The 20,607-nt window shown below is 68.4% G+C and carries 20 protein-coding genes; 9 read left to right on the forward strand and 11 right to left on the reverse strand.

The features are described from left to right. The first annotated feature begins 16 nt into the window (after window positions 1-16). From H556_RS0110725 to H556_RS0110735, 3 genes are all read left to right on the forward strand, one after another. A complete protein-coding gene (locus tag H556_RS0110725) occupies window positions 17-772 on the forward strand; it encodes a DUF1223 domain-containing protein (protein WP_024354424.1) in 756 nt (251 codons plus the stop codon). 75 nt (window positions 773-847) lie between these two features. Next, complete coding sequence (locus tag H556_RS0110730) at window positions 848-2,812, forward strand: potassium transporter Kup (protein WP_024354425.1); 1,965 nt, start codon at window positions 848-850, stop codon at window positions 2,810-2,812. Then, complete coding sequence (locus H556_RS0110735; RefSeq protein ID WP_024354426.1) at window positions 2,809-4,203, forward strand: RsmB/NOP family class I SAM-dependent RNA methyltransferase; 1,395 nt, start codon at window positions 2,809-2,811, stop codon at window positions 4,201-4,203. The genes H556_RS0110730 and H556_RS0110735 overlap by 4 nt, the downstream gene beginning before the upstream one ends. On the opposite strand, the gene H556_RS0110740 is transcribed toward H556_RS0110735, so the two are convergent. Next, window positions 4,200-4,988 carry an ABC transporter ATP-binding protein gene (locus H556_RS0110740; protein WP_245559466.1) on the reverse strand — a complete coding sequence of 263 codons (789 nt, stop codon included), beginning with the start codon at window positions 4,986-4,988 and terminating at the stop codon, window positions 4,200-4,202. The two genes, H556_RS0110735 and H556_RS0110740, sit on opposite strands and share 4 nt — an antisense overlap. Beyond that, window positions 4,978-5,388, reverse strand: coding sequence for a metallopeptidase family protein (locus tag H556_RS0110745; RefSeq protein WP_024354428.1), 411 nt, complete (start codon window positions 5,386-5,388; stop codon window positions 4,978-4,980). Before H556_RS0110745 ends, H556_RS0110740 begins: the two co-directional genes overlap by 11 nt. Before the next feature lie 145 nt (window positions 5,389-5,533). On the opposite strand from H556_RS0110745, the gene H556_RS0110750 reads away from it, so the two are divergent. Together H556_RS0110750 and H556_RS0110755 are read left to right on the forward strand one after the other, a co-directional pair. Beyond that, window positions 5,534-7,858: a PAS domain-containing sensor histidine kinase gene (locus H556_RS0110750; RefSeq protein ID WP_024354429.1), complete on the forward strand. Its 2,325-nt coding sequence runs from the start codon at window positions 5,534-5,536 to the stop codon at window positions 7,856-7,858. Window positions 7,859-7,911: 53 nt separating this feature from the next. Further along, a complete protein-coding gene (locus tag H556_RS0110755; RefSeq protein ID WP_024354430.1) occupies window positions 7,912-8,766 on the forward strand; it encodes an HAD family hydrolase in 855 nt (284 codons plus the stop codon). On the opposite strand, the gene H556_RS0110760 is transcribed toward H556_RS0110755, so the two are convergent. The 7 genes from H556_RS0110760 to H556_RS0110790 form a co-directional block, all read right to left on the reverse strand. Next, window positions 8,738-9,544: a kinase gene (locus tag H556_RS0110760; protein ID WP_024354431.1), complete on the reverse strand. Its 807-nt coding sequence runs from the start codon at window positions 9,542-9,544 to the stop codon at window positions 8,738-8,740. The two genes, H556_RS0110755 and H556_RS0110760, sit on opposite strands and share 29 nt — an antisense overlap. A 1-nt stretch (window position 9,545) precedes the next feature. After that, the gene (locus tag H556_RS0110765) at window positions 9,546-9,866 is read right to left on the reverse strand and encodes a 2Fe-2S iron-sulfur cluster-binding protein (RefSeq protein WP_024354432.1); all 321 of its coding nucleotides are present in this window, start codon (window positions 9,864-9,866) and stop codon (window positions 9,546-9,548) included. A 114-nt stretch (window positions 9,867-9,980) separates the two neighbouring features. After that, window positions 9,981-10,778, reverse strand: a complete 798-nt coding sequence (locus H556_RS0110770; RefSeq protein WP_024354433.1) for a succinate dehydrogenase iron-sulfur subunit — start codon at window positions 10,776-10,778, stop codon at window positions 9,981-9,983. A 12-nt stretch (window positions 10,779-10,790) separates the two neighbouring features. Beyond that, on the reverse strand, window positions 10,791-12,575 hold the full coding sequence (sdhA, locus tag H556_RS0110775; protein WP_024354434.1) for a succinate dehydrogenase flavoprotein subunit: 1,785 nt from the start codon (window positions 12,573-12,575) through the stop codon (window positions 10,791-10,793). 7 nt (window positions 12,576-12,582) lie between these two features. Then, the gene (locus tag H556_RS0110780) at window positions 12,583-12,978 is read right to left on the reverse strand and encodes a succinate dehydrogenase, hydrophobic membrane anchor protein (RefSeq protein WP_024354435.1); all 396 of its coding nucleotides are present in this window, start codon (window positions 12,976-12,978) and stop codon (window positions 12,583-12,585) included. Beyond that, the gene (gene sdhC / locus H556_RS0110785) at window positions 12,975-13,436 is read right to left on the reverse strand and encodes a succinate dehydrogenase, cytochrome b556 subunit (RefSeq protein ID WP_245559467.1); all 462 of its coding nucleotides are present in this window, start codon (window positions 13,434-13,436) and stop codon (window positions 12,975-12,977) included. The genes H556_RS0110780 and sdhC overlap by 4 nt, the downstream gene beginning before the upstream one ends. A gap of 128 nt (window positions 13,437-13,564) precedes the next feature. Further along, window positions 13,565-14,002, reverse strand: a complete 438-nt coding sequence (locus H556_RS0110790; protein WP_024354437.1) for an HIT domain-containing protein — start codon at window positions 14,000-14,002, stop codon at window positions 13,565-13,567. A gap of 141 nt (window positions 14,003-14,143) precedes the next feature. On the opposite strand from H556_RS0110790, the gene mdh reads away from it, so the two are divergent. After that, a complete protein-coding gene (mdh, locus tag H556_RS0110795) occupies window positions 14,144-15,106 on the forward strand; it encodes a malate dehydrogenase (protein ID WP_024354438.1) in 963 nt (320 codons plus the stop codon). A gap of 241 nt (window positions 15,107-15,347) precedes the next feature. On the opposite strand, the gene zapE is transcribed toward mdh, so the two are convergent. Further along, window positions 15,348-16,460: a cell division protein ZapE gene (gene zapE / locus H556_RS0110800; protein WP_024354439.1), complete on the reverse strand. Its 1,113-nt coding sequence runs from the start codon at window positions 16,458-16,460 to the stop codon at window positions 15,348-15,350. Between the two features lie 149 nt (window positions 16,461-16,609). Here zapE and H556_RS0110805 point away from each other — a divergent pair, with 149 nt between their 5' ends. The 3 genes from H556_RS0110805 to H556_RS15710 all read left to right on the forward strand — a co-directional run bounded on the left by H556_RS0110805 (window position 16,610) and on the right by H556_RS15710 (window position 19,401). After that, window positions 16,610-17,656: an aspartate-semialdehyde dehydrogenase gene (locus tag H556_RS0110805; RefSeq protein WP_024354440.1), complete on the forward strand. Its 1,047-nt coding sequence runs from the start codon at window positions 16,610-16,612 to the stop codon at window positions 17,654-17,656. A gap of 113 nt (window positions 17,657-17,769) precedes the next feature. Then, window positions 17,770-18,783 carry an EamA family transporter RarD gene (gene rarD, locus H556_RS0110810; protein ID WP_024354441.1) on the forward strand — a complete coding sequence of 338 codons (1,014 nt, stop codon included), beginning with the start codon at window positions 17,770-17,772 and terminating at the stop codon, window positions 18,781-18,783. Window positions 18,784-18,816: 33 nt separating this feature from the next. Next, on the forward strand, window positions 18,817-19,401 hold the full coding sequence (locus H556_RS15710) for a YybH family protein (protein WP_024354442.1): 585 nt from the start codon (window positions 18,817-18,819) through the stop codon (window positions 19,399-19,401). Here the strand turns inward: H556_RS15710 and H556_RS0110820 are convergent. Further along, complete coding sequence (locus tag H556_RS0110820) at window positions 19,398-20,543, reverse strand: serine hydrolase domain-containing protein (RefSeq protein ID WP_024354443.1); 1,146 nt, start codon at window positions 20,541-20,543, stop codon at window positions 19,398-19,400. The two genes, H556_RS15710 and H556_RS0110820, sit on opposite strands and share 4 nt — an antisense overlap. Window positions 20,544-20,607: the final 64 nt, after the last annotated feature.

The following is a 20,607-nucleotide window of genomic DNA, read 5'->3' on the forward strand; positions in this document are numbered from 1 at the left end:
GGATAGGATCGCCGCCATGATGGCACGGGGCCTGTTCAGATACGGGATAGCGGCGACGGCGATCGCGGGCGCAGGCCTGCTGGCCGTCGCCGCCGCGCCGTCGCGTGAGCGTGCCGCCACGGTCCAGCCGGTGGTGGTCGAACTGTTCACCGCCCAGGGCTGCTCGGGCTGTCCCGACGCCAACCGCACGGTCGAGACCGTGGCGACTGAGCCGGGTGTGATCGTCCTGACCTACGGCGTCGACTATTGGGACTATCTGGGCTGGCCCGACACCTTCGCCCGGCCCGAGTTCGCCGAGCGCCAGCGCGCCTATCGCCAAGCTTTGAGGCTGCGGAACGTCTCGACGCCGCAGGTGGTGATCGACGGGCGCCGTCATGTCTCGGGCGCCCGTTCGCCTGAGCTGAAGGCCGCCGTCGAGGCCGAGGCGCGGGGTCGCGGCTGGCCGCCCGAGATCGAGTTCCGCGAGACCGGCGACCGCGTCGGCGTCGGCTCGGGCCGGGCGCCGCAGGGCGGGGCGGAGGTCGTCGCCGTGGTCTATCGGCCCGGTCAGCAGACGGTCGAGGTCAAGGGCGGCGACAACCGGGGCCGCGCGGTGACCCACGTCAATGTCGTGCGCGAGGTGCGGCGGCTGGGCGACTGGAATGGACGACCGGTGTTGTTTCCCCTGCCTGTCGAGGCGGGCGCCGATGAAGGCGTGGTGATCCTGCTTCAGGCCAAGGACGACCGCAGCATCCTGTCATCGGCCGCGCGGCCGGAACCGGGGCGCGATTGAACCGCTGACGGAAAAGGTCTAAAGGCCCGCGGCTCTTGATGGGCACGCCTCCTCGCGCGACCCGGAGAACATTGCATGGTCGGGGACACGCCCCGCGGCGACGCCGCGCCAACCGCCAACGCCTCTTCCGCCGCTAACGCCCAGCCTCCCGCCTCGGGGGGCTCGCCGGGGACTGGCGGCAAGACCGGCCGCCGCGCCCTGATCCTGGGCGCCATCGGCGTGGTTTTCGGCGACATCGGCACCAGCCCCATCTACGCCCTGCGCGAGGCCATCGGCCACGCCCAGAAGGGCGTCGAAGGCGACCTGGCCGTCATCGGCGTGGTGTCGCTGGCCTTCTGGGCGCTGATGGTGGTGGTGACGTTCAAATACGTCATGTTCCTGATGCGGGCCGACAACAAGGGAGAGGGCGGCACCCTGTCGCTGATGGCCCTGGCCCAGCACGCCATCGGTCGACGCAGCGCCTGGCTGTTCATTCTGGGGGTCTGCGGCGCAGCCCTGTTCTACAGCGACGGCGTCATCACCCCGGCCATTTCCGTCCTGTCGGCCATCGAGGGTCTGCAGGAGGCGCCGGGCCTGAACGGCCGCCTCGATCCCTTCATCGTGCCGTTGGCGGCGAGCATACTGATCGCGCTGTTCATGGTCCAGTCGCGCGGCACGGCCGGACTGGCCAAATTCTTTGGCCCCATCACGCTTGTCTGGTTCCTGTCGCTGGGCGTGATGGGCGTGGCGCACATCTTCGACGACCTGTCGATCCTGAAGGCCCTGTCGCCCTATTACGGGATCAAGCTGCTGATCGCCGACGGCTTCCTGGGCTTCGTCATCCTGGGCAGCGTCTTTCTGGCCGTCACCGGAGCCGAGGCGCTGTATGCGGACATGGGCCATTTCGGCAAGTCGCCAATCCGTCGGGGCTGGCTGTTCATCGTCCTGCCCTGCCTGACGCTGAACTATCTGGGGCAGGGCGCCTTCCTGCTGTCGCACCCCGGCGCGGCCAACAATCCCTTCTGGAACATGGTGCCGCAGCTGGTCTACTGGCCCATGCTGCTGCTGGCGACGGCGGCCACGGTGATCGCCAGCCAGGCGGTCATCACCGGCGCCTTCTCGGTGACGCAGCAGGCGGTCCAGCTGGGCCTGCTGCCGCGACTGGACATCCGCAACACCTCCGAGACGCAGGCGGGCCAGATCTATGTGCCTGCGATCAACAGCCTGTTGATGGTCGGGGTGCTGTTCGTGCTTGTGACCTTCCAGTCGTCGCACAATCTGACGGCGGCCTATGGGGTGGCGGTGACCGGGACCATGATGGTCAACACCCTGATGTCCTTCACCGTCGTGCGCCACAAATGGAAGTGGCCGATGTGGGCGGTGCTGCTGACCCTGGTGCCGTTCGGATTCATCGACGCGGTCTTCCTGACCTCCAACCTGCTCAAGATCCCGGCAGGGGCGTGGATGCCGCTGGTGCTGGGCGGCGGTCTGGTCATGCTGATGTGGACCTGGGTGCGCGGCACCCAGATCCTGACCGACAAGACGCGCAAGGACAGCCTGCCGCTGACCGATCTGATCGAGATGTTGCGCGCCCGTCCGCCGCACCGCGCGCCGGGCACGGCCATCTTCCTGACCTCGGACGCCGATGTCGCGCCGGTGGCCCTGATGCACAACCTCAAGCATAACAAGGTGCTGCACGAGAAGAACATCATCCTGACGGTGCATACGTCCGACCGGCCGCGCGTGCCGGACCTGCAAAGGGTGGCGGTCGAGCCGATCAGCGATGATTTCAAGCGCCTTACCTTGACCTTCGGCTATATGGAGACGCCGAACGTGCCGCGCGCGCTTGGCCTGTGTCGCAAGCAGGGGCTGAAGTTCGACATCATGTCGACCAGCTTCTTCCTGGGGCGCCGCTCCGTCGTTCCCACCGCCCGGCAGGGCATGCCTCTTTGGCAGGACAAGCTGTTTATCTTCCTGATGCGTAACGCCGCCAATCCGACCGACTTCTTCCGCATTCCGCCCGGCCGCGTGGTCGAGCTTGGCACCCAGGTGTCGGTGTGAGCGGGGGGACGCCTAAGGGCAAAAGCTCCGCCGCGCGCGGTCGCCGCATCGCCGAAAAGGCGCGCGGTCCGCGTCGTGAACCCGCGCCGCGTCCGGTCGCTGACGACCCCCACGCCGACATCGGCGTCGAAGCGCGGCTGGTCGCCGGCCTGCTGCTGAACGCGGCGCTGGAGAAGCGCACCGGTCTGGACGAGGCACTGTCGCAGTCGCCCGCGCGCGATCTTCCGCCGCAGGATCGGGCCTTCGCCCGCGCCGTGGCGATGGCGGCCCTGCGCCGTCTGGGCGAGATCGACCAGATCCTTGAGCGTCGCCTGCAGAAGGCGCCGCCGCTGGCGGTTATGACCATATTGCGCATCGCCCTGGCCCAGACCCTGGTGCTGGAGACGCCCGCCTTCGCCGCGGTGTCGACGGCGGTGAAGCTGGCCGAGCGCGACCCCAAGACGCGGCCCTACAAGAATCTGGTCAACGCCGTGCTGCGCGGCGTCGGCCGCGACGGTCCCGGCCTGACGACGGCGGAAGCCAACCTGCCCGACTGGCTGGCCCAGCGCTGGAAAGCCACCTATGGCGAGGCGGCCCTGATCGGTCTGGCCCTGGCGACGCGCGAGGAACCCGCCACCGACCTCACGGCCAAACCGGGCGTCGATCCCGCCGAATTGGCGGCCTCAGTCGACGGCGAGGCCTTGCCCGGCGGCACGGTCCGCACCGGCAAGCGCGGCGATGTCGCCTCATGGCCCGGCTTTGAGGCCGGCGACTGGTGGGTGCAGGACGCGGCAGCCGCCGTGCCCGCCCGCCTGCTGGCGGTCAAGGCGGGCGAGACGGCGCTGGACCTGTGCGCCGCGCCGGGCGGCAAGACGCTGCAGCTGGCCGCCGCCGGGGCCGAGGTGACAGCCCTGGACCGGTCCGAGGCGCGCCTGAAACGCCTGCGCCAGAACTTCGAGCGCATGAACCTCACGGCCGAGGTGGTCGCCGTCCCGGCCGAGGACTGGGACGACGACCGCACCTTCGACGCTGTCCTGCTGGACGCGCCGTGCACGGCGACCGGCACCTATCGCCGCAACCCCGAGGTGCTGCGCGCCACCCGCCCCGCCGATGTGGCCAAGCTGGCCGACGTGCAGCACCGCCTGCTGGACGCCGCCGCCGAGAAGGTGAAGCCGGGCGGCCGTCTGGTCTATTGCGTCTGTTCGCTGGAGCGCGAAGAGGGCGAGACGCAGGTGATCGCCTTCCTGCGTCGCAACCCGGCCTTCCGCACCGTCGCCGCCGTTCCTGCCGAGGTCGGCGCCCCGGACGAGGCCCTGACCCCGGAAGGCTGGCTGCGCCTGCTGCCCTCGCAATGGGCGGAGAAAGGCGGTCTGGACGGCTTCTTCGCGGCCAGGCTGGAGCGGATCGCCTAACTGAGCTGAAGGCCGAACCAGCCGTCGCGGCCGGAGACCGTCATCGGCAGGCCGAACAGGTCGGTCAGGGCGGCGTCGGTCAGCATGTCGCGCTTGGCGCCGTCGCGGGCGACGCGGCCGTCCTTCATCATGATGACGCGGCCGATCTCGGGCAGGATCTCCTCGATGTGGTGGGTCACCAGGATCAGGGTGGCGCCGCTCTGCGCCAGCGGCCTGAGGCTGTCGAGGAACAGGCGGCGCGTCGCCGGGTCCAGCCCGCCGCATGGCTCGTCCAGCAGGATGGCGTCGGGCTGATGAGCCAGTGCGCGGGCGATCAGCACCCGCCGCGCCTCGCCGGAGGACAGGGTGGCCATTGAACGGCCGATCAGATGCTCGACCCCCATGCGGTGCAGGGCCTCGGCGGCGGCGTCGCGCATGGCGGGCGTGATCGTTTCGCGCCGCCAGACCCCGCGCGAGGCGAAGAAGCCTGAGACGACCGCGTCCATCACCTCCAGCGCGTCCTCGCCGGTCAGGTCCGACTGGGCGGCGGGCGAGACGAAGCCGAGACGGCGGCGCAGGGAGAAGACGTCCCACGGACTCTGGCCGAACACCTCGACCCGCGCGCCGTGCACGGGATAGAGCTGGTGCAGGATCAGCTTGACCAGCGTCGACTTGCCCGAGCCGTTGCGCCCCAGGATCGCCGTGTGGTCGCCCGCCGCAATGGTCAGGCTGACATCATCCAGAATGCGTCGCTCGCCGCGCACCACGCTGGCGTTTTCGATGCGCAGCAGCGGCTCAGTCATCATCGTCTTCGATGGCGTGGATCTGATCGTCGTCCAGGCCCAGGTGGTGGCCGATCTCGTGGATCAGGACATGGGCGATGATCTCGGACAGGCCGACGTCGCCGCGCTCGCACCATTCATCGAGGATCGGGCGGCGATACAGGAAGACGCGCGAAGGCTCCGGCGCCGGACCCATGGCGTCTCGCTCGCCGATGTGGACGCCGGAATACAGGCCGGTCAGCTCGAACGGATCCTCGATCTCAAGGTCGCGCAGGATTTCTTCGTCGGCGAAGTCGTCGATGCGGATGACGACGTCCCCGGCCGCCTGACGGAACAGATCGGGCAGGGCGGCGAAGGCCTCTTCGGCCAGGCGGGCGAAGTCGTCGAGGGAGGGGGCGGTCTGATAGGTCCAGGTCTGGCTCATGGCTAAGGATATCGCCCGGCGCGGCCGGTCCCGCAATCGGCGGCGACGCCGCATCGCAAATCGCGCAATCAGGTTATGGTAAACGCGAATCGGTCGGCGCGCTGACGCTCGGCGGCCGCCGCAGCGACGCATCATCCGGGGACCTATGGCCGAGGCCGACATCGCTTATGCAGCCACCGCAGGGGCGGCCGGTCTGGCGCTGGCGATCAGCGCCTGGACCTGGCGGCTACGCGCGCGGCTGGGTGCGCGCGAGGTCGAGATCGAGCGCTGGCTGGGCGGCGCCCAGGCCTCGGCGGCGGCCAGCGAAGGCGCCCTGACGGCGTTCGACGACGTGCGGGTGGCCCTGAGCCCGCAGGGCGAGGCGCAGTCGGCGTTCGGCTCGGCCGAGGCCCTGTCGGCGCTGGCGCCCGGGCTCGAGGGGCTGGCGGCGGCGCAAGGCGTGGTCGCGGTGCTGACCGGTCTGCACACCGGACGCATGGAGGCGCTGGTTCAGGCCGGGGAGGCCTTCGAGACCCTGATGGAGACGCCGCAGGGCGCCTGGGCGGTCGAGGGACGGCCGCATGGGGGATCGGCCTGGCTGCGGCTGTCGCGTCTGGCCGGGGTGGGCGGCGAGGGCGGACTGGACGGCGGCGCGGGCGCGGGGGTTCTGGCGGAACAGTCTCCGGCGCCGACCTGGGTCGTGGACGGGGCCGGGCGGCTGGTCTGGGCCAACAGCGCCTGGCTGGTCGAGACGGGGGCCGAGACCCTGGCCGAGGCGCGCGAGCGGGGGCTCAGTTTCGATCGCGGCGCCGACGGGGTGGTGGCGGAGACGCTGCGCCTGAACGCGCGCCAGGACGGCTTCCGCTGGACCACGGCGGGCGGACGGCGCCGGGCGTGGAAGATCCTGGCCGAACCGCTGGCGGGCGGACGCGGCGCCGTGATCGCCTTCGCCATCGAGATGACCGAGGCCGAGGAGACGCGCGACACCCTGCGCCGTCACGTCGAGGCCCATGACGAGACGCTGAATCACCTGGCCGACGCCGTCGCCATCTTCGGCCCGTCCAAGCGGCTGGCCTTCCACAACACCGCCTTCCAGTCGCTGTTCGGGGTCGATCCGGCGTGGCTGGACGAACGGCCGACCCACGCTGAACTTCTGGACCGGCTGCGCCAGAAACGACTGCTGCCCGAGGTTGTCGACTACGCCCGCTGGAAGGCGGATGAACTGGATTTCTACGGCGCCGCCCAGGCCTCGCCGGACGACAGCTGGTCCCTGCCCGACGGGCGGACGCTGCGGGTGGTGCGCCAGCCGCACCCGCTAGGCGGCATCCTGCTGATCTTTTCGGACATCACCGGCGAACTGCAGCTGCGCAGCCGCTACAACGCCCAGATCCAGGTCCAGCGCGCGACGCTGGACAAGCTGAACGACGCCGTGGCCGTGTTCGGCTCGGACGGGCGGCTGCGGCTGCACAACGAAGCGTTTGAGACCTTCTGGGGCGTGGCGGGCGAACGGCTGAACGAGGCGGGCGACTTCGACGCCGTGGCCGCCCTGTGCCGCCCGGTCCTGCCCGACGCAGCCCTGTGGCTGGGGCTGAAGGCGCGGGTGGCCGACCCTGACCCGGAAAGCCGGGTGCCGATCGCCGGCGAGGGGCGCACCGAGGACGGCCGCAGCGCCGCCTGGCAGACCCGTCCCCTGCCGGACGGGGCCACCCTGGTCGCCTTCTCGGACGTGACGGCCCGCCGCGGGCTGGAGCAGGCGCTGGCCGCCAAGGAAGCCGCTTTGGCCGAGAGCCAGGCGCTGAAGCGAGAGTTCGTGGGCAGCGTCTCCTATGAGCTGCGCACCCCGCTGACGACCATCGTCGGCTATTCCGAACTGCTGGAGGCGATGGGCGACCTGCCCGAGCGCAGCCGCCAGCACGCCGGGGCCATCCGCGTAGCGGCCAGCCATCTGGCCCGCTCCATCGACGACGTGCTGGATATGGCCCAGATCGACGCGGGCGAGATGGAGCTGACGCTGGGCGATGTGCGCGTCTGCGACCTGCTGGACGAGGCGGCCGAGCGGATCAGGCCCAAGGTGGAGGGCCGCGGGGCGACGCTGAATCTGGCCTGTCCGGCAGGGCTGCAGCCGATCCGCGCCGACGCCCGCCGCATCGCCCAAGCGGTCGATCACCTGCTGGAGCACGCCTGCCGGGCGGTGTCCGAAGGCGGCGCCGTCAGCCTGAGCGCCGAGGCCGGGCCGAATGAAATCCGCATCCGCGTCGAGGACACCGGCCGGGGCATCCCCTATCACCTGCAGGCCCACGTCTTCGACCGCTTCGTGCGGCGCGAGCGCGGCGGGCCGGGCGTGGCCCTGGCTCTGGTGAAAGCCTTGATCGAACTGCACGGCGGCTGGGCCGAGGTCCAGTCCGAACCGGGCAAGGGCGCGGCCTTCATCCTGCACCTGCCGATCGAGGCCGAGGCGCCGACGGCCCCGCCCGAGCTGCTGCTGGGCTGATATGGCGCTCCAGCCGTGCTAGAGGGCGTGTCCAAGCCTTCCAGGACGCTTTCATGGCCGATACGCCCCGCCCCCTGCTCAAGACCGCCATCATCTATGATTTCGACGGGACGCTGGCCCGGGGAAACATGCAGGAGGTCAGCTTCATCCCCTCGATCGGAATGACGCCGGCCCAGTTCTGGAACGAAACCGTCCGTCCCCGGACCATCGCCGCCGATGGCGACGGCATCCTGATGTATATGCAGATGATGCTGCTGGCCGCGCGCGAGCAGGGCACGCCGGTGACGCGCCAGACGCTGCGCGACCACGGCCGCGACGTGGCCCTGTTCGAGGGCCTGCGCGACGGCAGCTGGTTCGACCGCATGAACGATTTCGGCGCCCAATATGGTCTGGAGATCGAGCACTACATCATCTCGGCGGGCCTGACCGAGATGATCGAGGGCTGTCCCATCGCCGAGGCCTTCACCCACGTCTTCGCTTCGAAATACGCCTATGACGCGGACGACGTGGCGGTGTGGCCCGCCGTTGGCGTCAACTACACCACCAAGACCCAGTATCTGTTCCGCATCAACAAGGGGGTGCACAACCACTGGGAGGACGAGCGCATCAACCGCTTCATCCCGGATGAGGAGCGGCCCATCCCGTTCGACCGGATGATCTTCCTGGGCGACGGCGACACCGATGTGCCGACCATGAAGATGATGCACACCAAGGGCGGCTTCTCCATCGCCGTCTACGACCCCGACAGCACCCCGCGCGACCACGACAAGATCCATCGTCTGATCTCGGAGGATCGGGTCAACTTCGTCGCGGCGGGCGACTATCGCGAAGGCTCGCCGGTCGACCTGATCGTCAAGGGCCTGATCGGCCGCATGGCGGTCAACTACGGCCGCATGCCGGCGGACTGAGGCGCCGGTCGGCGTCCAACTGAACCACCCGATCGGCGCGCACCCCGCCGGTCAGCATGTGGCGGGTGATGCGTTCGAAATGCTGGATGAAGACGGCCAGTTCGGCGCGTCTGGCGGAGGGCAGGTCGGCCGGGGGCAGACCCATCAGACCCGCCTCCTGTTCGCAGCGCCAGTCCAGCACCGCGTCGAACGACGGCGCCTTCAGGAACAGCACGGCGTCGTAGCGGGCGAAGGTTTCGGCGTAGGGGCCGGTCAGGGCGGCGTTGACGTCGCGCCGCCATGTCCCGTCGCCATCGCGTTCGATTTCCAGAGCGTTGATCGGCAGGCCCAGCTCCGCCTCTGTCTGCGGCGTTGCGCCCAGACACCAGCCGTCGATCAGCACAGCCGACGGGCGGCCCGCAAACACAGGCCACGATGCTTCCGGCGCCCGGTCGTCCGTCAGCTTGTCGAAGGCGGGCAGGGGCGTGCGGCTGTCAGGCCCGGTGGCGCGCAGGGCGGCGACCGTGGCTTCCAGCAGGGCCAGATCGTGCGTTCCTGGCGGGCCGCGCACGGCGAACAGGGGATGGACCTCGCGAGCGAGGGTCTGGCGTTCCGTTTTCGTCAGATAGACGTCGTCCAGCGACAGATGCGCTGCGCCGAAGCGTTCCGCCGCAGCGCGCGACAGTGTCGTCTTGCCGGAGCCTTGCGCCCCGGCGATCCCGATGAGGGGGATGTGGTCCGGCCGCGCATGGGCCGCGACCAGAGACCCGACCGCGTCCAGCAGCCGGGCGTCGATCATCTCAGTGCTGGCTTTGCGGCAGGCGGACGATCAGGCCGTCCAGATCGTCGGTGACGCGGATTTGGCAGGACAGGCGGCTGTTCGGTTCCACGTTCTCGGCGAAGTCCAGCATGGATTCCTCCATGGCCGAGGGACGGCCCGTCTCGGCGGCGAAATCCGGATCGACATAGACGTGGCAGGTGGCGCAGGCGCAGGCGCCGCCGCAGTCGGCGTCGATGCCCGGCACATTGTTGCGGATCGCGCCTTCCATGACGGACAGGCCCTTCTTGACCTCGACCGTATGCTCGGTCCCGTCGTGTTCAATGTAGGTGATCTTGGGCATGGAAGCGGTCTTAACCCTGCAAATGGGCTTGGCAAGCCTCGGGACGAGGCGGTCAGCAAAAACCCCCGGCGTCAGCGGCGCCGGGGGCTTTCAGTTGCGGCCTGATCGGCTGGGTCAGGCGGCGGTCTTCTTGCGCGACGGCGAGACCATCAGCTTCTTGGTCTCGGCGATCGCCTTGGCCGGGTTCAGCCCCTTGGGGCAGACCTGGGCGCAGTTCATGATCGTGTGGCAGCGATACAGCTTGAAGGGGTCCTCGAGGTCGTCGAGACGCTTCTGGGTGGCGTCGTCGCGGCTGTCGGCGATCCAGCGATAGGACTGCAGCAGGGCCGCCGGGCCGAGGTATTCTTCCTGGTTCCACCAGTAGCTCGGGCACGAGGTCGAGCAGCAGGCGCACAGGATGCACTCGTACAGGCCGTCCAGCTTTTCGCGGTCTTCCGGCGACTGCAGGCGCTCCTTCTCCGGGTCCGGCAGGTCGGACTGGAGGTAGGGCTGGATGGAGTCGTACTGGGCGTAGAACAGCGACAGGTCCGTCACCAGATCCTTCACCACCGGCTGGTGGGGCAGGGGGGCGATGGTGATGTTGTGCGACGAGCACTCGGCCCAGCCCTTGGTGCAGGCCAGGGCGTTGCGGCCGTCGACGTTCATCGAGCACGAGCCGCAGATGCCTTCACGGCACGAACGGCGGAACGACAGGGTGGGGTCGATCTCGTTCTTGATGTGGATCAGGGCGTCCAGAAGCATCGGGCCGTGATCGTCGGCTGAGACCTCATAGACGTCCCAGCGCGGATCGGCGTCCGTTTCCGGGTCGTAGCGATAGACCTTGTAGGTCTTGACGTTCTTCGCGCCGGCCGGAGCCTTGTGCACCTTGCCGGTCGTGGGCTTGGAGCCCCGCGGGAGGTTGAGCTGAACCATCTGCAATCCTCCTTAGTACACCCGAGCCCGGGGCTCGATGTAGGAGACCTCGTCGGTCATCGTGTATTTGTGCACCGGGCGGTAGTCGATCTGGACGCCTTCGCCCGGACGCTTCCACGCCAGGGTGTGCTTCATCCAGTTCTCGTCGTCGCGGTCGGGGAAGTCCTCGCGGGCGTGGGCGCCGCGCGATTCCGTGCGGTTCAGCGCGCCTTCGATGGTCACCAGGGCCTGCGAGATCAGGTTGTCGTATTCCAGCGTCTCGACCAGGTCGGTATTCCAGATCAGACCGCGATCCGTGGTCTTGATGTCGGCGCCGGCGGCCTCGATCGAACGCAGCTTGGCCACGCCTTCTTCAAGGGTCTTGCCGGTGCGGAACACGGCTGCGTCGGCCTGCATGGCGCGCTGCATGTCCAGACGCAGGTGCGACGTCGGGGTCGAGCCCGAGGCGTTGCGGAAGCGGTCCAGGCGCGCGATGTGCTGGTCGGTCTGGGCCTTGGAGGCCGACGGCACGGCCGAGTTCTTGTCCACGACCTCGCCGCAGCGCAGGCCGACGGCGCGGCCGAACACCACCAGGTCGGTCAGGGAGTTGGAGCCCAGACGGTTGGCTCCGTGCACCGAGACGCAGCCCGCCTCGCCCACGGCCATCAGGCCCGGCACCACGCTGTCGGGGTTTCCGTCGCGCAGCGTCAGCACCTCGCCGTGATAGTTCGTCGGGATGCCGCCCATGTTGTAGTGGACGGTCGGAATGACCGGGATCGGCTCCTTGGTCACATCCACGCCGGCGAAGATCTTGGCCGATTCCGAGATGCCCGGCAGGCGCGCGTGCAGCACGGCCGGATCAAGGTGATCCAGGTGCAGGAAGATGTGGTCCTTGTTCGGGCCCACGCCGCGGCCTTCGCGGATTTCGATGGTCATGGAGCGGCTGACCATGTCGCGCGGGGCCAGATCCTTCACGGTCGGCGCATAGCGCTCCATGAAGCGTTCGCCCTCCGAGTTGGTCAGATAGCCGCCTTCACCGCGTGCGCCCTCGGTGATCAGGCAGCCGGCGCCGTAGATGCCGGTCGGGTGGAACTGCACGAACTCCATGTCCTGCAGCGGCAGGCCGGCGCGCAGCACCATGGCGTTGCCGTCGCCGGTGCAGGTGTGGGCCGAGGTGGCCGAGAAATAGGCGCGGCCGTAACCGCCGGTGGCCAGCACCACCATCTTGGCGCGGAACTGGTGCAGTTGGCCGGTGTCGAGCTGAAGCGCGGTGACGCCCGTGCAGGCGCCGTCCTGCATGATCAGGTCGAGCGCGAAATATTCGACGAAGAACTTCACCTCGCGACGGACCGACTGGCCGTACAGGGTGTGCAGGATGGCGTGACCGGTGCGGTCGGCGGCGGCGCAGGTGCGCTGCACCGGGCCTTCGCCGAAATTGCGGGTCATGCCGCCGAAGGCGCGCTGGTAGATCTTGCCTTCGTCGGTGCGGCTGAAGGGCACGCCCCAGTGCTCCAGCTCATAGACGGCTTGGGGCGCGTTGCGGACCAGATATTCGATGGCGTCCTGGTCGCCCAGCCAGTCCGACCCCTTGACGGTGTCGTACATGTGCCACTGCCAGGAGTCCTCGCCCATGTTGCCGAGCGAGGCGGAGATGCCGCCCTGGGCCGCTACGGTGTGTGAGCGGGTCGGGAAGACCTTGGTGACGCAGGCGACCTTCAGGCCCTGCTGGGCGGCGCCGAGGGCGGCGCGCAGGCCCGAACCGCCGGCGCCGACGACGACGACGTCGTATTCGTGATCGATAAGCTCGTATGCAGCCATGGCGGGATCAGACTCCGGCCGGCAGCGGGGCCGAACCCAGCGCCAGACGTACGATGAAGAAGACGCTGGCGGCCGCCAGCACGAGGAAGACCAGGTTCGACACCAGGACCAGGCCGGAACGGGACGAGGCGGGGACGTAGTCCTCGATGATCACCTTCCAGGCCAGGCTGGCGAACAGGCAGAAGACCACCGCCGTCACGGCCAGAAGGCCGGCGTTCAGCGTGCTGCCGAACCAGGCAATGACCGCGCCGTAGTCGGCGCCGGCCAGGGTGAAGCCGGTCGACAGGACCCACAGGCCCAGCGGCATCAGGGCCAGCAGCGCCAGCTTTTCGAGTTTCCACTCCCCGGCGCCGTGACGCTCGGAAATTTTCACATTGTTCTTGAACTTGGGCGCGGCGCTCACAGCGAAACCTTTCCAGCAGCGAACAGCACGACCCAGAACAGGACGGCCAGGACGATCGGGCCCCAGACGGCGATCTGGGCCATCAGGTTGGCGGACTTCAGGTCCAGCCCCTTGCCGGCGTCGTTGATCAGGTGGCGCGCGCCGTTCAACAGGAAGGAGAACAGCACCCAGGTCAGGCCGAACCAGATGAACAGGCCGAACGGCGAGCCCGAGAAGGCGGCGACCGAGGCGAAGGCGTCCGGACCGCAGGCGACGATCGCGACCCAGCCCAGCAGCAGGACGGCGCCCACGCTGGCCGCGCCGATGGTGACGCGGAACAGGATCGACGCGACCATGGTCATGTGCCAGCGCCAGATATCGGTGAAGGGCGACATCGGTGCGACGTGCCCGTTGGGATGACGGACGTAGCGGCCCGTCCGGTCGCCAGTTTCGCCCGCAGCCGGGGGAGTGTTCGACATGCGAATGATTCTCAAAAAACCCGAGGAATTTCAGGGCCGGATTGCAGTGCAACAGGCTTTAGTGACGCAGACGGGGGGGTGTCAACGAAGCGGGCCGATTCCCGTCAAGTTCTACCTGCGAACGCCAATCAAAAGGCTGCGATATGCGACAGCGCCGTTTGGCGCGTCGCCATCGTGCACGGAACCGCCCCCGGCCGCCCCCAGATCGGGTCAGGCCACAGCGGATCGTCGCGCCGACGCCCGACCACATGAATGTGAAGCTGGGCGGTGACATTGCCCAGAGCGGCGACGTTCAGCTTGTCCGCCGGTTGATCGCGCAGAGCGCCCAGTTCGCGCACCAAGGCCCCGGCCCGCACGATTTCTTCGGTGAGCAGGGCGCGCTGGGCGGGCGACAGGTCCTCCAGTTCCACCGCCCCGGCCACGCGGGGCAGCAGGATCAGCCAAGGGAAACGGGCGTCGTCCTGAAAGCGGATCTGGCACAGGGGCCAGTCGGCGGCGAAGACGGAGGCCGCCTCAAAAGCGGGATCGGCGCGGAAGTCAGCCTGTAGGTCCGGGTGCGAGGTCATGGCGAACCGTGACAGCCGCCAGCGGGGGGCGCAACGACGAAAGCCGTATCGCGGAACGCTTGCCGCGACCCGCCGACAGGTCTAGACCGCCGTTCCAGCGACTACCGTTTCGCACACGCAATATCGACTGGAGAGACCTGAATGGCTCGCGCGAAGATCGCCCTTATCGGCGCCGGAATGATCGGCGGAACCCTAGCCCACGTGGCCGCGCGCGAAGCGCTGGGCGACGTCATCCTGTTCGACATCGCCGAAGGCACCCCCCAGGGCAAGGCTCTGGACATCGCCGAAGCCTCGGCCGTCTTCGGTCAGGACGTGGCCCTGAAGGGCGCCAACGACTACGCCGACATCGCGGGCGCCGACGTCTGCATCGTCACCGCCGGCGTGCCGCGCAAGCCGGGCATGAGCCGCGACGACCTGATCGGCATCAACCTGAAAGTCATGAAGGCCGTCGGCGAAGGCATCAAGGCCCACGCCCCGAACGCCTTCGTCATCTGCATCACCAACCCGCTCGACGCCATGGTCTGGGCCCTGCAGAAATTCTCGGGTCTGCCCAAGGAGAAGGTCATCGGCATGGCCGGCGTGCTGGACTCGGCGCGCTTCGCCTACTTCCTGGCTGAAAAGACCGGCGTGTCGGTGCAGGACATCCACGCCTGGACCCTGGGCGGTCACGGCGACGACATGGTGCCGATGGTGCGCCACTCGACGGTCGGCGGCCTGCCGCTGCCGGACGCGGTCGCTGCAGGCTTCCTGTCGCAGGCCGACCTGGACGCCATCGTCGAGCGCACCCGCAAGGGCGGCGGCGAAATCGTGGCCCTGCTGAAGACCGGCTCGGCCTTCTACGCCCCGGCTGAATCGGCCATCGCCATGGCCAAGTCCTACCTGCTGGACCAGAAGCGCGTCCTGCCGTGCGCCGTGTGGCTGTCGGGCGAATACGGCCTGTCGGACCTCTACGTCGGCGTCCCGGCCCTGATCGGCGCGAACGGCGTCGAGAAGGTCATCGAGTTCACCACCAACGACGACGAAAAGGCGATGTTCGCCAAGTCGGTCGCCTCGGTCCAGGGCCTGATCCAGGCCTGTAAGGATATTGAGCCTTCCTTGGCTTGAGGCCAGCGGGCGCTATCGCGCGGCTCGCGGAGCGGCGCTGCTTGAGCGCTTAGTCGTCTAAAATTGGAAAGGGCCGCATCTTCGTGTGCGGCCCTTTTTCGTGCGTCATCTTGAACCCGCTCATCCCGGCGGACGCCGGGACCCAGTGCTTTGGCCGCCAGTGCGCGCTTAGGCGCTCTGAAATGCGGTGCGCGAGGTTCGGACTGGATCCCGGCGTCCGCCGGGATGAGCGGAAAGGAGTTTACGCCGCCTCGGCTACCTCGCGCTGCTCCAGCCAGTCCTCGCTCTGCATCTCGTTGAAGCGCGACACCGTCCGCTCGAACTCGAAGGCGCCGACGCCCTCGGTGTAGAGGGCCTCCGGCGCGGCCTGGGCCAAGACGACCAGACGGGTCTTGGCCTCATAGAGGGCGTCCACCAGCGTCACCAGGCGGCGCGCCTCGTGGTGATTGGCCGGGCTGAGCAGCGGCACATCGGCCAGGAACAGGGTGTGGAAGCGCCGGGCGATGGCCAGATAGTCCTGCGGTCCCAGCGGGCGGCCGCACAGTTCGTCAAAGGTCGCGCGCGCCATGCCGCCGACCGTGCGCTCCAGCTTCACCTCGCGGCCCAGCACGGGCAGGACGATGGGGCTTTCCGGCTCGCCGCCCTTCAGGTCGGCCCACAGGGTCTCGAATCCCTGCCGCGCCTCGGCGTCCAGCGGCGAGAACCACACCTTGGCCCCGCTCATGCGGTCCAGACGGAAGTCGCGGGCGCCCGACGTTTCGACCACGTCGCAGCGTTGGCGCAGAATATCGATGAAGGGCAGGAAGAGCTGGCGGTTGATGCCGTTCTTGTAGAGGTCCTCGGGCGCGCGGTTCGAGGTGACGGCCAGCACCACCTTCTTCTCGAACAGGGCTTCGAACAGGCGGCCCAGGATCATGGCGTCGGCGATGTCGGTGACCTGAAGCTCATCGAAGCACAGCAGCCGCGCCTCCGAGGCGATCAGGGCGGCGATCGGCGGGATGGGGTCGTCGCCCTTGTGCGTGCCGAAGACCTCCTTGCGGCTGCGCGACGTGCCTTCGCGCCACTGTTTCACCAGATCGTGGATGCGCGCCATGAAGGCGTGGAAGTGGGCGCGGACCTTCTTCTGCTCGGGCGTTGAGGAATAGAACAGGTCCATCAGCATGGACTTGCCGCGTCCGGGCGGACCCCAGATGTAGATGCCGCGCACGACGGGCTGGGCGCCGAACAGGCCCTTTTTCGACAGATCGATCTCGAGTCGTTCAAGCGCGCCGATCAGGGCGGCCTGGGCCGGTTCGGGCGTGATCACGCCTTCTTCCACGCGGATGTCGTAGGCGTTGCGGATGCGGGAGGTCATGGCCAGCAGATAGCTCCCCGATGAGGCCGGGGGAAGGCGTTCGCGGATTCCGGCGCCGAATTGGAGGATTCTGGTTGCTTCGCGGCTGCGAAGGACCCAAATGCAGAAGCGTTTCTCCCAAACGCCCCCGAACAAAGGATGATTTCATCATGGGCTATCGCGTCGCCGTTGTAGGCGCCACAGGCAATGTCGGCCAGGAAATCCTGGCCATCCTCGAGGAAGTGAACTTCCCCGTCGAGAAAATGCACGCGATCGCCTCCCGAAAATCCAAAGGCGTCGAGGTCTCCTTCGGCGACCGCACCATCAAGTGCGAGGACATCGAGCAGTTCGACTTCTCGAGCGTCGACCTGGTGCTGATGAGCGCCGGCGGCGGGGTGTCGCGCGAATGGTCGGAAAAGATCGGCAAGGCCGGTCCCATCGTCATCGACAACTCCTCGGCCTTCCGCCAGGACCCGGACGTGCCCTTGATCGTGCCGGAAGTGAACCCGGACGACGCCAGGCTGGCGCGCAAGAAGAACATCGTCGCCAACCCCAACTGCTCGACCGCCCAACTGGTGGTGGCGTTGAAGCCGCTGCATGACGCGGCCAAGATCAAGCGCGTCGTCGTCTCGACCTATCAGTCCGTCTCGGGCGCCGGGAAGGAAGGCATGGACGAGCTGTGGAACCAGACCAAGGCCATCTACGGTCTGGGCGACGCCACGCCGAAGAAGTTCCCCAAGCAGATCGCCTTCAACGTCATCCCCTACATCGGCTCGTTCCGCGACGACGGCTATACCGACGAAGAGGCCAAGATGTGGGAGGAGACGCACAAGATGCTCGATCCCGCGATCAAGTTGACCGTAACCTGCGTACGCGTGCCTGTCTTCGTCGGCCACTCCGAAGCGGTGACGGTGGAATTCGACCGCCCGATCGCGCCGGACGAAGCTCGCGAAATCCTGCGCGAGGCGCCGGGCGTCCAGGTCATCGATAAGCAGGAACACGACGGCTACATCACCCCGGTCGACGCTGCGGGCGAGCACGCCGTCTATGTATCGCGTATCCGCAAGGACCCGACCGTCGAGCATGGCCTGAGCTTCTGGGTGGTGTCGGACAACCTGCGTAAGGGCGCGGCCCTGAACGCCGTGCAGATCGCCCAGCTGCTGGACGAGACCGGCGTGATCTCGCCCAAGAGCGGTTATCGTACTTTGACGGTCTAAGAAGAGGCCCCTGACGCCCCGCACGCGGTGCGGGGCTGCTTTAGGGGCTGTTGAGCACTCCATGATCCCGCCGCGTCGCCAGCGCGATGCGGCGGGGATCGAAAGGTTCCAGCGTGAGCGCGTCTCCTGCTCCATCCGCCGCCTCGGCGCCCGAAGCCCGCACCGCCCTGGCGGCGGGGATCATCTGCTATCTGATCTGGGGTTTCGTGCCTCTGGTCTTCCAGCAGATGGGCCAGCAGGGGGCGGACGCCTGGGAGATCATGGGGCACCGCGCGGTCTGGGGGCTGGTATGGGCGGCTCTTCTGGTGGTGCTGTCGCGTCAGTGGACGCAGGTCATGGCCGTTCTGCGCCAGCCCAAGGTGCTGGGCTGGCTGGCCCTTTCGGCCATCCTGATCGCCGGCAACTGGACCACCTATATCGTCGCCGTGAACGATGGGCGGACGCTGGACGCCTCGCTGGGCTATTATCTGAATCCACTGCTGAACATGGCGGCGGGCGCCTGGCTGTTCCGCGAGAAGATCGACTGGGCGGGCAAGATCGCCATGGCCCTGGCGGCTGTAGGCGTGCTGTTGCAGACCATCGCCCTGGGTCATGCTCCGTGGGTTTCGCTCATCCTGGCGCTGACGTTCGCGGCCTATGGCATCATCAGGAAGCGCGTTTCGGTCGACGCCCAGACGGGCCTGTTCCTGGAATGCCTGCTGCTGGCCCTGCCGGGGCTGATCTGGCTGATCCATATCGAAACCAGCGGCGCAGGCCACTTCACCCAGTCGGGCGCTTCGGTCTTCTGGCTCCTGTTCGCCGGACCGGCGACGGTCATTCCTCTGGCCCTGTTCGCCTGGGCCGCGCGGCGGATGCCCCTGTCCAGCATGGGCTTCCTGCAGTTTCTGGCGCCGACCATCGTCTTCATCATCGGCGCGCTTCAGGGCGAGGCCCTGGGGCCGCTGCGCATTGCCTCTTTCGTTTTCATCTGGATCGCCGTGGCCGTCTTCGCGGTCGGCGCCGTGCTGAAGGTGCGCCGCGCCTCCGCCACGGCCGAGACCATCGTCGCGCCTGAACCGGGCCTGCTGGACGACCCGGCCGAGGACCGGATGGACGCCATCGGCGAGAATCCGCCTGCTGCGCGTTGAGGTCGGGCGCCGTCCCGTCCTAAAGAAGGGGTGATGATGATCCCCTCCCGCCTGCTCTCCGCCCTCGCCGCGTCCATCCTGCTCGCCGGGGGGACCTCGGCCTGCGCCCACGGCGCGCTTGAGGGAGGCGGTCAGAACGACGACGTCATCCGCACGGCCCGCGTGGGGGTCAGCCGTGAGGCGGCGCCGTCCATCGCGCCCGGCGCCCCGGCGGCCGTCGCCGCGCCGCCGACCACGGCCGAGACCTTCGACGCCGTCAGCGACGCCCTGGACGCCGCCGCCGCCGCCTGGACCTCGGGCCAGGTGGATGCGGTCATGGCCACCTATGTCCACGACGAGCCGCTGCTGGTTTTCCTGGGCGACACGCCGCTGAAGGGGCCTGACAGCGTGCGCGCGGCCCTGGACGCCCGTGCGGCCGAGCCCGGCGGGCTGGGCGCCCTGTCCTATGAGTGGTTCGAGACCCTGCAGTTCGACGTCAATACGGCGGTGGTCTCTGGCCGGGCGGTGATGACGCGGGGCGGCAAGACTCATCGCGGCCTGTTCACCCGCATCCTGCGCCGCACCGCCGACGGCTGGCTGATCGTCCACGACCAGCTGGCCTGGGGGCCGGAGGCCTAAAGCGCCCCGTAAAGAGCGTCGATCAGCCTCAGCGCGCGCGGATCGCCGATCAGATGCGGCGACTGGCGCGTCATGACATAGGCGGCCGAGACGCCCGCCGCCTGATCTGCAAACGCCATCGAGCCGCCCCAGCCGCAATGGCCGACCGCTTCGGGGTTGGGGCCGAAGATGTTCAGGCCCTGATTGCGGGTGAAGCCCGCCGCCCAGCTCATGTCGAAGGGCAGCACCTTGTCGGGCCCGTGGATGCGCTCGCGCGTGGCCTGGGCCAGCGTTTCCTCTGACAGCACAGCCAGATGATCCAGAGCGCCGCCGGTGGCGACGACGGACATCATGCGCGCCAGATCCCTGGCGGTGGCGTGCAGGTTGGCCGACGGAATCTCCGCCATGCGCCACTCGGTCGAGCCGCGTCCGCCGGGCGCCGAGCCGCGATCCAGGAAGGCGGCTTTCTTGATCGCGTCGATGGGGCCGAGGTCCGGCGCGGCGGCGGGCTTGCGAAGTTGCGCGACGCGGCCGTGCTCGGCCTCGGGCAGGCCGATCCACAGGTCCAGATCGAACGGCTGGGCGAAGTCTTCGCGCAGGGCCGTGCCCATCGTCCGCCCGTCGACGATGCGGAACAGTTCGCCCGCCAGATAGCCGATGGTGATCGGGTGATAGCCGGACGCCGTGCCGGGCGCCCACATCGGCGTCTGGGCCGCCAGCTTGTCCAGCACGGCCTGGCGGTCGAACCAGATGGCCGGCTCGGCCCCGCCATCGAAGCCCGGAAGGCCGGACTGGTGGCTCATCAGCTGGCCGACGGTCAGCTGGTCCTTGCCCGCCGCGCCGAAGGCGGGCCAGTGGTCGGCGACCCGGTCCTCATAGGACAGCAGCCCCTTGTCCACGCAGCGCGCGATCATCAGGGCCATCACCGCCTTGCCGGTCGAGAAGACGGGGACCAGCGTGTCCTCGGCGAAGGGTTTGGTCCCCGCCAGATCGGCTGACCCGGCCCACAGGTCCACGACCGCCTCGCCGTCGATGGTCACGCTGAAGCGCGCGGCCAGTTCGTTCAGCCCTTCGGGCGCGTCGGTGAAGTTGGCGGCGAAGGCGTCCTTCACCGCATTGAAACGCGGCGGGCAGACGCCGTGGAGGTCGGGGAGGCTGGTCATGGGGTCCATCAGACTCTCCTACACCGTCATCCCGGCCGAAGCGAAGCGGAGAGCCGGGACCGAC

The sequence above is a fragment of the Brevundimonas naejangsanensis DSM 23858 genome (assembly GCF_000421705.1).
GTDB lineage: Bacteria > Pseudomonadota > Alphaproteobacteria > Caulobacterales > Caulobacteraceae > Brevundimonas > Brevundimonas naejangsanensis.